Here is a 301-nt window from a genome sequence, read left to right as displayed (position 1 = left end):
AAGTAGCACTTCGTTATCCAGACGTTGACCTAGAACATATTTTAGTAGATGCAGCTGCGATGGAGTTAATTCGGAATCCAGGACGGATTGATGTAATTGTAACGGAAAATTTATTTGGGGATATTTTGAGTGACGAGGCTTCAGTATTAGCAGGATCATTAGGAATGCTTCCATCAGCAAGTCATGCGGAAAAGGGACCTTCAATATACGAGCCTATTCACGGATCAGCACCGGATATTGCCGGGAAAAATAAGGCAAATCCAATTGCAATGATGCGCTCTGTTGCAATGATGCTTGGGCA

The 301-nt window shown here is 42.9% G+C and carries 1 protein-coding gene; it reads left to right on the top strand.

Annotated elements, in window-relative coordinates; all coding sequences use genetic code 11:
* On the top strand, positions 1–301 hold a 301-nt coding region (locus ACSG5Z_RS30680; RefSeq protein ID WP_435712841.1), incomplete at both ends, for an isocitrate/isopropylmalate family dehydrogenase.

This window comes from Bacillus pretiosus (assembly GCF_051294775.1).
Taxonomy (GTDB): domain Bacteria; phylum Bacillota; class Bacilli; order Bacillales; family Bacillaceae_G; genus Bacillus_A; species Bacillus_A wiedmannii.
This window is presented reverse-complemented; position numbering and strand designations above follow the sequence as displayed.